This window comes from Pseudomonadota bacterium (genome assembly GCA_036339585.1).
Classification (GTDB): Bacteria; Pseudomonadota; Alphaproteobacteria; order UBA8366; family UBA8366; genus UBA8366.
Genome location: JAYZAS010000004.1, coordinates 418064 through 430607 on the forward strand (window position 1 = coordinate 418064; position 12544 = coordinate 430607).

Annotated in this window: 10 protein-coding genes; 3 read left to right on the forward strand and 7 right to left on the reverse strand. The window is 45.0% G+C overall.

The features are described from left to right. Positions 1–9: 9 nt before the first annotated feature. The gene (locus tag VX941_04930) at positions 10–1254 is read right to left on the reverse strand and encodes a glycosyltransferase family 4 protein (protein MEE2932752.1); all 1245 of its coding nucleotides are present in this window, start codon (positions 1252–1254) and stop codon (positions 10–12) included. Between the two features lie 9 nt (positions 1255–1263). Continuing rightward, a complete protein-coding gene (locus VX941_04935) occupies positions 1264–2499 on the reverse strand; it encodes a glycosyltransferase (protein MEE2932753.1) in 1236 nt (411 codons plus the stop codon). 265 nt (positions 2500–2764) lie between these two features. On the opposite strand from VX941_04935, the gene VX941_04940 reads away from it, so the two are divergent. From VX941_04940 to VX941_04950, 3 genes are all read left to right on the forward strand, one after another. After that, entirely contained in the window at positions 2765–5335 is a 2571-nt protein-coding gene (locus VX941_04940; GenBank protein ID MEE2932754.1) for an ABC transporter ATP-binding protein/permease, read from the forward strand. An 8-nt stretch (positions 5336–5343) separates the two neighbouring features. Continuing rightward, the gene (locus VX941_04945; protein MEE2932755.1) at positions 5344–5808 is read left to right on the forward strand and encodes a cyclic nucleotide-binding domain-containing protein; all 465 of its coding nucleotides are present in this window, start codon (positions 5344–5346) and stop codon (positions 5806–5808) included. A 254-nt stretch (positions 5809–6062) separates the two neighbouring features. Next, positions 6063–6698, forward strand: coding sequence for a TIGR02466 family protein (locus VX941_04950; GenBank protein ID MEE2932756.1), 636 nt, complete (start codon positions 6063–6065; stop codon positions 6696–6698). A gap of 68 nt (positions 6699–6766) precedes the next feature. On the opposite strand, the gene VX941_04955 is transcribed toward VX941_04950, so the two are convergent. From VX941_04955 to VX941_04975, 5 genes are read right to left on the reverse strand one after another with little or no spacing between them, the layout of a single operon-like run. Further along, positions 6767–7450: a fumarylacetoacetate hydrolase family protein gene (locus VX941_04955; GenBank protein ID MEE2932757.1), complete on the reverse strand. Its 684-nt coding sequence runs from the start codon at positions 7448–7450 to the stop codon at positions 6767–6769. A gap of 29 nt (positions 7451–7479) precedes the next feature. Beyond that, complete coding sequence (locus tag VX941_04960; GenBank protein ID MEE2932758.1) at positions 7480–8268, reverse strand: gamma-glutamyl-gamma-aminobutyrate hydrolase family protein; 789 nt, start codon at positions 8266–8268, stop codon at positions 7480–7482. Between the two features lie 45 nt (positions 8269–8313). Continuing rightward, positions 8314–9003: an outer membrane lipoprotein carrier protein LolA gene (locus VX941_04965; GenBank protein MEE2932759.1), complete on the reverse strand. Its 690-nt coding sequence runs from the start codon at positions 9001–9003 to the stop codon at positions 8314–8316. Continuing rightward, entirely contained in the window at positions 8945–11242 is a 2298-nt protein-coding gene (locus VX941_04970; GenBank protein MEE2932760.1) for a DNA translocase FtsK 4TM domain-containing protein, read from the reverse strand. The genes VX941_04965 and VX941_04970 overlap by 59 nt, the downstream gene beginning before the upstream one ends. A gap of 6 nt (positions 11243–11248) precedes the next feature. Then, the gene (locus VX941_04975) at positions 11249–12457 is read right to left on the reverse strand and encodes an aminotransferase class I/II-fold pyridoxal phosphate-dependent enzyme (GenBank protein MEE2932761.1); all 1209 of its coding nucleotides are present in this window, start codon (positions 12455–12457) and stop codon (positions 11249–11251) included. Positions 12458–12544: the final 87 nt, after the last annotated feature.

Below are 12544 nucleotides of genomic sequence, written 5' to 3' on the forward strand. Positions count from 1 at the left end.
TTTGCATATTTAAATTTTTTCAGTTGAACTGCCGGATAAAAGTCGTGCTAGCTTATCGAGGTTCTGTTCTGTATCAAAACGCATTCTAACTCGCTCTTCGCCTGCTTTGCCAAATTTGAAACGTAGGTCGGGCGAGGTTATGAGGCTAACTAAACCTTCTTGGAGTGCTAACGGATCGTTTGGCGGGACTAATATACCCGTTTCCGAGTGAATAATAAATTCCGGAATAGCCGAAATGTTTGTTGAAACAACTGCTAGGCCCTGGCTCTGAGCCTCCATTAGAACGTTTGGCAGTCCGTCTTGATTACCGTCATTATCGCGTCGACAAGGAAGAACAAAAATGTCTGCCTGTCGGAGTGCTTTAATTACCTTGTCAGAGTTTTGTACCCCGCGCCAATGTATATGATCTGATATACCAAGCAATTTTGCATGGTTCTTCAATGTTTTGGTGTAAGGTCCGTCGCCAATATGTGTCCATTCCCAACAAAGATTATCTGGCATTAACGCTAATGCTTCCAAAAGAACATCAAACCCCTTTTTTGGGACGGTGCGGCCAACTGAGATTAATCTTGCTGGAGGATTTGATGGGGTTCCATCATTTTTTGATACATGCAATTTACGGGGTCTAAATTTCTCAAGGTCAAGTCCGTGATAAAACATGAATACTTTTGACGGATCTTTTGCGAGCGATCGCAACTTAGCTGCTCCTACCTTGGAGCAAACGGTCGTCCATTCAGCGCTATTAATTTTTTCGGCCAATTCCCAGTCAGGGCATGTCCATATATCAACAGCGTGAGCTGAAAGGGAGAGTGGTAATCCTCGCATAACTGATGCGTACCGCGCGACTGAAGCTGGCGTATGTAGAAAATGAGCGTAAATTTTGCTGATATTTGGCCCCACTTCGTTGGCTACAATACAAGCTTGTAGAAAACGGCGAATTCGATTCCGCGTCCTATCACGGGCGAAATCCTGCAGGAATACCCGGATCGCCGCTCTATAGCCGCCTAGTTTACGTGCTTTAAACCAACCAAAAAAGGCGCGGCTCAGCTCGGTATGGATGTATTCGGGTAAGTATCTTATTGGAGCCTTGATCTCAGCATGGATGGGGTGCGTAATTGATTCTGTTGGTCGTCGGAGAGAAACCAGCTCAATTTGTAATCCGCGGCGCTCTAGGCCCCTAATTTCTTGCGATATAAAAGTCTCTGTAAGGCGTGGATAACCTTTCACTACAATTAGAACAGTTTTCCTAGTCATCTCGCCAGCTTAACCTGAAGCATTAATTAAACTGGAACTGTTCCTAGCCGGCCAAGTTGGTTCCAAAAGTTTTTCGGCATGGTGATTTAATTTGGTGAATCCGTCTAGAATTCCTGGAATAATTTGCGTACTAGGGACTGGTTGCCGTGGCAGGTGCTTCAATGCTGTGGCCATGGAGTCCGGTTGAGAGGTGGTTTGAATGTCAACCATCGAAATGAGTCCAAGTTGATGAGCACGCTCAGCTCTAATCAATTGTTCTCGGCGCGGTGCGGTGCGCGGCAAAACCAAGGCCGGTTTGTCAAAGGAGAGAATTTCGCAGAAAGTATTGTAACCACCCATTGCTACGACTGCCACGGCTTCGCTCATAATATTTTCCATCCGCTTATCGAACGTTAAAGTGGTAACACGGGCGATATTTTGAGATCTACGCGCAAAAGCACGTTGTTGCTTCCGTGGCATTAACGGGCCCAAAATGACTAAAGCTGGGTATGGTATAGAGTCATCTATTTCGTACGCTCCCATAATGGTATCAACAAAATTAGCTCCGTCACCACCACCGCCAGGTGTCACCAGAATAAAGTTTTTGCCTATAGACTTTTTAATTTTATTTAAGCTGGGCATACATTCCGCCGTTGCCGAGGCGGTTCGGCGAAGATAGCCCGTATAAACGATTTTTTTGTGTATTGTTTTTGGCAGATCGAGCCTTGATAACGGCTCATAGATTTCTGGAATTCCGTAAATCCATATTTCTGAATAGAGATGTTCAAGAGCTATTGCAGCATTCTTTTGCTGCCATTCCCATTTAAGTTTTTCAGGATCGTCAAGAACATCGCGTAAACCAAGTACGCAGGGGATATTTACAGAGTTAAGTCGTCTAAGGGTGCTTTTAATCTCACCTCCTAGCCCCAAGGGTTCTTTATCAACGATGAATAAGTTTGGCTTAAACGCACACGCAGTTTGATAGATAATTTCAGTTCGGCGCTTTAAAGTTGCATCTAAAGAGGCTCTTTTATCATGAGATGTGTATCGCCCGGAGGAAAGTTTTTTTATGCACGGTATTGAAACAACCTTTATTTGTTGGTCGAAACTGAATTGTGCCAAAACTGGCGATCCAGATATTATTAAAACTGATAAATCCTTATGATTGGTAACAAGGGCTTTGGCTATTGCAGCACTGCGGCGCAGATGTCCAAGACCGAACGTGTCGTGACTGTATATTAATACTCGGTTTGAAGAATGTTGCACCGATGATCCCTGCGTAGCGTTCTAATTGTGTTACAGGAGTAATAGCGGGTAGCTACATTGATTATGTTTATAATCACGTGATCTGCAAAACGAAATTTTACGTTGCATCCACTTACTCTTTGCGTGCCTAATATCATGTCTCGCAATGATTGTTGGGGAAAAGAACCTTTCGGTTAGGCTGAAATAGTATATGGAACCTTCAATTTTTAAATACGTTTTTCGTTACAGCTCCAAGCAACAATTGTTTTTGGTGCTGGTGATAATATTGTACTACCCCTTTCTCTACATATCTCTTGAATTGCCAAAACTAATTGTCAACAAGGCAATTGAGAACGATGACGGTGGCCCGCCTTTTGATTTTTATATTTTTGGTTTTGACATCCAATCCGGGCTCGAGCAGATAACATTCCTTGTAGTGCTTAGCGTACTGTACCTCGGTGCTGTTTTTATCAATGGTGGGTTCAAATATTACATTAACGTATATAAAGGTCGAATGGGAGAACGATTGCTTCGGCTCCTGCGATATCAATTATATAATCGAATATTACGGTTTCCCCTTCCGCAGTTCCGAAAGGTCAGTCAGGGGGAGTTAATTCCAATAATTACCGCAGAAGTTGAACCGCTAGGCGGCTTCATAGGAACTGCCTTTGCAGATCCCCTATTTTTTGGCGGTCAATTAGTGATTATTATTACCTTTATAGTTTTCCAAGACCCGGTTCTAGGAGTTGCGGCTATCTCACTTTACCCAGCTCAGGTTTATCTCATTCCGAGACTACAGCGTAAAGTTAATGCGTTAGCTAAGGCCAGAGTGCTCAACGTTCGGCGGCTGTCAGACCATATCAGCGAGTCGGTGTCCGGAATTATCGAGGTGCACTCCCATAATGCAAGTCAGTATGAGTTGGCAAAATTTGCCAGTCGCCTAGCTCGTATTTATGACATTCGCCACGAGCTTTTCCGACGGAAATTTTTTATAAAGTTTCTCAATAATTTTATTGATAAGTTAACACCATTCTTTTTCTTTTCTATTGGCGGGTATCTTGTAATTCAAGGTGAACTGACATTTGGCGCCTTGGTCGCAGTACTCGCAGCTTATAGAGAATTGGCGGCCCCATGGAAGGAACTACTCTCTTGGTACCAACAAAAAGAGGATATACGCATAAAATACCAACAAATTGTCGAGCAATTCGATCCGCCGAATATTACCAAACCAGAATTGATCCTAGAAGCGCCGCCGAAGATCCCGCACTTGCAGGGGGATATTGTAGCTAATGTAAGCTTGTTCGATGAGAACGGTGTCTTTAATTTGAAAGATACAAGCTTGAGTATACCGCTCAATCAACACGTCGCCGTTCTCGGCAACGTGGAGAGTGGAAAGTCGGAACTGGCTATGTTGTTGGCACGACTTATCAAACCAAGTCATGGGAAAATCACTATAGGTGGTCAGGATACTGCGCTTATGCCCGAAGCAATAACAGGCAGACGCATTGCTTACGCCGGTCCTAATGGACATCTGAATAGCTGCTCTATCCATGAAAACTTAGTTTATGGGTTAAACCATATCACCAAGGGAACGCCGGTTTTAGATCTGCACAAAACATTAAACTCTTCTGCAGATGTCAAAACGCATAGTTTGGGCAGTCCAGACTGCTTATGTGAATCCGATTGGATTGATTACTCAGCCGCGGGAGTTGCAGGGCGGGAGGAGTTACATGCGCGCATTTTGGAGGTTTTGAAGGAAGTTCAACTGGACCGTGAAATTTATAAAATCGGTTTACACGAAAAGATAAATCCAATTCATCAGTCTGACATTTCTGACAAGATGATCATTGCTCGCAAAGTCTTGCAGGAGCGGCTGAGTTCGAACGCGAACCTTGCAAAATTTGTCGAACTTTTTGATAAGGACCTTTACAATTTAAACGCAACCGTGGGAGAGAACTTACTTTTTGGCACGCCATTGAACCACCAATTCAAGGCTGAGGGAGCCGCTGAGCAGGAATGTATTAGGGCAGTTTTGGATGATCACGGTCTTACCGACGCTTTTCTCGAGATAGGGAAAAAAATTGCCGAAACAATGATCGAGCTTTTTTCCGATTTGCCACCGGAGCACGAATTTTTTCAAACTTATAGCTTTATTTCTTCAGAGCAATTGCCAAACTTTCAACAGCTAGTAGCCCGAATTGCTGGGGGAAACATAATTGAGGAAAAGGACAGAGTTAAGCTTTTGTCTCTACCGTTTCAGTTAGCTCCAGCCAGACATCGCTTGGGGCTGATAACGAAAGAGCTTCAGGCTAAAATCTTAAGCGCACGGCATGCACTTTTAAATGATATGCCGGCGGAGTTGGCAGAGGGCGTCTCATTTTTTGAAGAAGAACGATTTAATCCCGAAGTTTCAATACAGGAAAATATATTGTTCGGCAAATTAGTCCACGGTTTTGCTGCAGGGGAAGAACAGATTGGAAATGCAATCACAGAGATTATTGATGAGCTTGATCTGCGTGGAGCCGTCATATCGGTGGGGTTGGGTTCGCAAGTTGGGGTTGGGGGGGCTTTACTGTCCGGCGCCCAACGCCAGAAAATCAGCATTGGTCGCTGTATAATTAAGAATCCAGACTTATTGATACTTGATGGAGCTATTGACACCCTAGAAAAGAAATCACAGGAAGAGATAATAGAGAAAATTCTTCTCAGCAGGACTGGACGCGGTATTATCTGGGTAATGAACACACCGCATCGGCTCGACCTTTTTGATCATGTGGTCTTGATGAAAAATGGCAGTATCGTAAGGCAAGGATCACCCGATTCTATGGCTAAGCATGTCAACGCGGAGGGTTCGTAGAGCAATACATGGATACGGATATTAATGAAGAGGTTTCTCTACTCAGAAAGATACCGCTATTCGAGAATGTTGAATTGGCTAAACTTAAACTTCTTGCTTTTACTAGTGAAAGATTGATTTTCCAGCCAGGGCAGGTTGTATTCAAACAGGGCGAGCTTGGCGATGCCGCTTACTTAATTCTCAATGGTGAAGCCCGCGTTACTGTTGAAGGGCCGAGCGGTGAACTGGAACTCGCTAGAGTGCGAGAGCAGGAGATTGTGGGAGAAATTGCGATACTGTGTGATGCACCGCGCATAGCTACGATTATTGCGGAGACTGAATTAAACACACTTAGAATCAGTAAAGACTTCTTTCTTAGCCTTATAGAAGAGTTTCCCAAGGTAGCGATTCAAGTTATTCGTGAACTGGCGCGAAGACTACAGTCGTCAAATTTGCAATTGCAGTCTATTAAAGCAAGAAGGCTAGACGGTTAACTTTTTACCATGGCTTAGGATTCAATTTCGGAAAATAGTTTTTCGGAGTTTTAGCTCAATGTTAAGGAAAGTGGGATTCGCAAGCGATGACGCCATGTTTGAATTGATAACACCTGAATGCACATAAAAGTCACAACCGGAAAATGCGTAAATATTTCACTATTAGACTACACATACAGATCATCAACCCTGACAGTTTAACTGCAAAAAGCGTTACTTCTTGAACGTTAATTAGAAAATAAAGTCAGATAAAAATGGAAAATATTCAAAAACAAATTCACTCAGTATTCGCTACGCCTTTACTCATTCGTAAGGTGGCTGCGCTCCAAGCGATAAATTCCCGATTGCAAGAGATAGTGTTGGCGCACGAAACAGTTCGGCCGCGTGATGTTGGAAGTAACATCGGAGGCTGGCAATCAGACCATGATTTGATGGAATGGCCAGAGGAAGAAATGCAAATTTTTCAGCAACATTTGGCCCAAGCATTTCAGGAAATGACGAGCGAAACGGTCGATGGTTTTCCGCCCGATATGGACATCATCGTTACTGGATGGGCGAATATTGCGCGGAACGGGTCTTATACGAGAGCACACAGCCACGATGGAAGTTTATGGTCTGCCATTTATTATGTCGCTGTTCCACCCCCCCCTACTGAGCGGCCATTAAGTGGAGCATTGTCATTTGTAGACCCTAGGTCCGGAATGCGTACAGCGCCGAATATGCAGCCACCATTTAACTATCGAATGGATATACAACCAGAGGATGGGATGCTTATTGTTTTCCCCGGATATTTGCTTCACGAGGTTCACCCTTTTGCAGGGGATGGCGTCCGAATTTCACTATCTGCAAACGCATTATTAATGCCAGACATGGATTTGAATGGTGGGTAAGTGGTTGCAACAAATTAATTCGCCCCAAAATCTGATGGTAGGACAGTCCGCTCCGTAGGGTCAGAGGGTCAAGTAATAGTTAGTTCAAGGTCCGAGAGGCCGTCAACATGACCCACTAGGTGATCTCCCTTGATGACAGCTGATACGCCCGCTGGTGTTCCGGTCATGATCAAATCGCCTGGCTTAAGGGTGATCATCGTTGACAAAAAAGCTATCATTTCAGCGGTCGACCATATCATCTGATCTATGTTTCCTTCTTGGCGTGTCTCACCATTAACTGTGAATTGAAGTTTGCCCTTCTCGATATGCCCCACCTCAGAAACTGGATGTAGGATACTGCAGGGGGCGGCGAAATCCGGCCCTTTCGAGAGTGCCCAGGGGCGCGAGAGGTTTTTGGCCTCTTGTTGCATATCTCGGCGAGTAATGTCGAACCCAACTCCGTAACCGAATACACAATTGAGTGCTTCATTGTCAGGAATATTTGTGCCTCCTGAAGATAAAGCAACTATCATCTCGCATTCTGGATGAACGTCATTTGTTGCAACTGGGTAAGGATATTCATCTCCTGTGAAAACTGCATCAGCGAACTTTGTGAAAAAGAACGGCGGCTCACGATTTGGATCATGACCCATTTCACGGGCATGATCAGCGTAATTACGTCCCACACAAAAGATCCGGCTGACTGGGAATAGGTCTGGGCTGCGAGATATGTTCAGACATGCCGGTCGCGGCAAAGGGATTGAATAATTCATAAAACTCTCCAAATCCAATTCATTCAATACTAGATGGCGTCAACATCTTTAGTCCTGTCTTTGCGGGCACTTAGGTGCTCTTTTGCCGCTCTATCAAATGCTTTGAAAAGATCGACTGCCATTTCACAGTCCTTGTCAAGAGGGTACTCAGGGTGCCACTGTACCCCCAGTACGAAACTGCTGCCACTTTTAAGACTAACAGCTTCAATAACGCCATCATCACTAGTGGCTTCTACAATTAGTTGGTCCGAAAGCTCATCTATTGCCTGAGCGTGCAAGGAGTTTACCATTTCCCTTTCTGAGCCGTTTACTAATTTGCTTAATAGACCGTTCGGTTTAATCGCAATCGGATGACGAACCGAAAAACGCTCTTCGTTATTGGCTGCGCGATTCATCCTATGCTCATTTCTACCAGCCACTTCATGAATATTTTGATGTAGGCTTCCGCCAAGCGCCACATTTAATTCTTGTATTCCCCGACAAACGGCAAAGATAGGAAGTTTTGATTTGACGGCACTTCGTATTAATGGAAGCGATGTGCCGTCGCGATATACATCATGTGCGGTGCCGGCCCTACTTGGTGATCCATTATAACGAATTGGCTCCACATTCGAGGCACTTCCGGTAAGCAATAAACCGTCTAATCGTTCTATTATTTGCGGCGAAAAATTTACCTCTCCGAATGCTGGTATTAGTAGTGGTATACAGTCAGTCACACGTTTGAGAGCGTCGACATATTTTTCCGAAACACGATGAGCCGGTTTGCCGCTTATTTCTATTCTGCAGGCGGTAATCCCGACAATGGGTTGCTTTGTCATGAGCGTAATCTTTTCAACCTTTTAAATGAGTGGATTTCTTAAGCATTATTGGTCTTGATCTTCCTGTTCTGGTTCGACAAATTCAAACAAACTAGGTTCCAACTTTAGCCCGAGACGCGTACCTTCTAAAGACACAAGGGTTTTATTGTCGTGCTCATCACGTACAAACCACTGTTTCAAGGCAAGAGGTTGTTCGTTAAACGTGAGCGTTACTGAACCCATATCCCGGTGCTCTTTATTAAGAATTTGCAGATGGATAAGACCATCAGAACGCCGAAATCCGACAAGCTCAACATCATCATCAAAAGTTACTCTTTTGCGAAGAAGAAATCTCGCAGGTGTGCGGTCTAGAGGAAGGAAATTGCTCTCATTGAGCTCTCGGTCTAAATGAATGAACCATGAACCATTTGAAATCAGTGTGTGCGGAACTGGCGGATCGTAATCAAATCGAAAATTTCCTGGACGCTGAATTGAGACTGTTCCACGCCAGACTCTTCCGTCTGGGTTGGTTTGAGAAAACTGTGCCTGCAGGGTTGTAATTCGGTTCAAATACGAAAGTACTCGGCTCACGTGAGCTTTTTGACTTATGGTAAGCGGCCGGCCGCTTGGCTCAGCGAGAGAGAGTTTTATTGTGAAGGCATGCAAGCTTGCCAGTGCGAATATTAAACAAAATAAATCAGTGAGAACTCGCGAGTATCTCTCTTTTCCCAACCTTATTGGCCGTACTGACAACACCCTGTTTCTCCATTTGCTCCATGATACGCGCAGCGCGGTTGTAGCCAATTTGCAGATGGCGCTGAATAAAGCTGGTTGATGCTTTTTGCTCCTGGCAAACCAGTGCAACTGCCCTGTCGTACAAGGCATCTGTTTCTTCTTTGACGTTTCCAAACCCACTATTTTCATTATCTTTCTCTTCGGTCACTGTTTCATCGTACTGAGGCAGGCCCTGGGAACGTAGGTAATCAGCAACAGCCTCGACTTCTTCATCCGAAACAAAAGGCCCATGCACACGATTCAATTGCCCGCCCGGGGCGGTATATAGCATGTCACCGTGACCTAACAACTGTTCGGCACCTTGTTCACCCAATATTGTACGACTATCAACCTTAGATGTGACCTGAAAGCTTATGCGAGTAGGGAAGTTTGCTTTTATCGTACCCGTAATCACATCAACCGATGGACGCTGTGTCGCCATAATGAGATGGATCCCGGCGGCTCGCGCCATCTGTGCCAGTCTTTGAATAGAAGCCTCTATATCTTTGCCAGCGACGAGCATTAAATCAGCTATTTCATCAACCACAACGACTATGAATGGAATAGGTTTGAGATCCAATTCTTGTTCCTCAAAAATAGCCTTGCCGGTCTCTGTGTCAAAACCGGTTTGTATGTTTCGGGTTAGCACTTCCGCTTTTTTCGCAGCTTCCCCAACGCGTTTGTTATAGCCCTCGATATTTCTAACACCCAGCTTGGACATTGCCTGGTATCTGTCTTCCATCTCTCGGACGGTCCATTTCAGAGCCACGACGGCCTTTTTTGCGTCTGTGACTACGGGCGCCAGTAGGTGAGGAATATCGTGATATGCAGAGAGCTCCAACATTTTTGGATCGATCATAATAAAGCGGCAATCCTCGGGCTGCAGCTTGAATAAAAGCGACAGAATCATGGCATTCAATCCTACTGATTTCCCCGAGCCTGTAGTCCCCGCAATTAAAAGGTGCGGCATTTTAGACAGGTCTGCAATGACTGGCATGCCGCCAATATCTTTGCCCAATACCAATGGGAGTTTACCGTTATTTTTTTCAAAAAGCTTTACAGAGAGCTGCTCGCTTAAAAAAACCGTCTCGCGATCGCTGTTCGGTAGCTCAATGCCTATAACATTGCGGCCTGGCACTGTTGCTATTCGAACAGATATCGCACTCATGGAACGCGCTATATCATCCGATAAGCTGATAACACGGCTAGTTTTTGTTCCGGGCGCCGGCGCAAGTTCATAAAGGGTGACCACCGGACCAGGGCGAACTTTCACAATCTCCCCGCGCACTCCAAAATCTTGAAGTACGCCCTCGAGTAGATGCGCATTTTGTTTCAGCCCCTGCTTGGTATCAGGGTGATTTTTTTCTGGTGAAAGGTCTGCCGCATGCAAAAGACTAAGGGACGGAAGTGAGAAGTCACTGTCTTTTGGTTTAAGGTCTAGGCTTGATTGACGTGGAGGAGCAGGTGATTTTTTAGGGTTTTGGTGCTCTCTCCTAGTTTCAATAAATTTGGCTGATTTTTTAGTTGGATTTAAAAGGGGTTTGTTTTCGAGGCTATTTTTCCCAGCGTGTTGTGTCATTAGTCGGCTTAAATACGGCTGGATTACAATTCTGATACGATGAGCATGCCTCCAAACAGCCTTAACTCCGATTACCCATTCAGACTTTGTAAAAGCAAGGAGATAAAGGAATAATGTGCTAGCAAGCAAAACCGATGGCAACCAGATCAATATTTTATCCACATCATTACCCAATGCCCAAGGTGAGATAATATTTATTGCCAGTATATGACCAGTAATGCCTCCAGGGCTGATAACTTCGGAGCTTTGCTCTGCGTTAGTAATGAGAGCTATGGTCGCAGCGGAATGCACTAAAAGTAACGGAAAAAAACATACGCGCAGCCAGAACTTTGAAATTTGTTTTGATATGGTTGTTTGAACACCCCACGATGCAAGTATGGGAATTGCTATGTATGTTGCATAGCCAAAGGTCTGAAGAAAAAAATCGCTTATCAAAGCGCCGCTGCTGCCCATAAAATTCTGAGCTTTAATACCTGTCGCGGTATTAAGCGAGGGATCGCTACTTTGATGACTTAGCAACGCCACGGCAAGAAATAATGATAGTGTTACGAGGCCTACCCCAACTGTTGCTCGTCGAGTACGCGCAATTTGTTCTCTGAGCTGAGTTGGAAGGAATGGTGTTTTTTTCGAGGCAATAGCCATTGGATGCTAACCCTGCAACACTACAGAAATTCTCTCAAGTGCTTCCACTGCCGTTACCTTGTCATGGACTAGGCACACGCGTAAATATTGGGAGACTGGATTAACCCCGGTGAAGGGATCATTCTGAGCCATGTAGCCTCCAGGCATGCACTTGACCCCAGCTTCACTCCAGAGTTTTAGAGCTGTTGCTTCGCCGTCACCCACATCAAGCCAAAGGTAAAATCCGCCGGGGGGGTTTGAAAATCCATTAATGTGGCCGAGAATCTCCTCGGCTGCTGTGAAAAGGCTCTTATAATGAGCACGATTGATATCAACATGCGCTTCATCTCTCCACAAAGCTTCTCCTGCGGCCAATATAGGAAGTGGAACTGCGACCGCGGCATAGCTCCTGATTGTTCTATACAAGTCAATTAATCTGGGGTCGCCAGCAACGAATCCACAGCGAAGCCCGGGTGCAGACGAACGTTTTGAGAGTGAATGCAATACGAGGACATTATCCATATTCCCATCGAGTTGAGCGCAAGCCTGTAGCCCTCCGATTGGGGGTGTTCCCCTATAAATTTCTGAATAGCATTCATCAACTACCAATACGAAATCATGTCTACGGGCTAGGGCAATCAATTCGGTTAGGTAGGTCATTGATGCGCTAGCACCTTGGGGGTTTGATGGATTGCAAAGATAGACCAAAGCAGTTCGTTCAAGTATATCCGGACTGACGCCTGCATAATCTGGCATGAAATTATTTTCTGCAGGCGCGGAAATCGGGTAGGGCTTACCTCCAGAGAACACTGCTGCACCATAGTATACTTGATAGACTGGATTAGGGACAAGAACGGCATATGGTTCAGTGCTGCCCTTGAGTGGGTTACGTGGGACTGCAAGCAACGCCATATGGAAGAGTGCTTCCTTTGTGCCAGCGCATGGAAGAATGTTAGCTGTTTCATCAATCATTTCTTCGGGCAACGTGTAGCGTTTTGTAAGCCACGAAGCGCACGCCGCTCGATAGCTTTCAGTGCCGGGATGGGGCGGGTAATTAGCCCACTTGCTTGAATTTTCCCCAATAATCTCTGCTAGGAAATCTGGCGGTGGTATTTTTGGCTCGCCAATTTGCAATGCAAGCTCTGTAAAGCCATGGGGTTTAGGCACCTTTTCCAGGAGGTTATTAAGACGCCAAAATGGATAAGTTGCAAGTTGATCGAATGCCGGATTATGCATCGCGCCACAAAGGTTAAATTAATATAATTTAAGTAATGATACCCCTTATTTGAGTAATAGGTAAATAAAAATTATTTCCAATTTCTC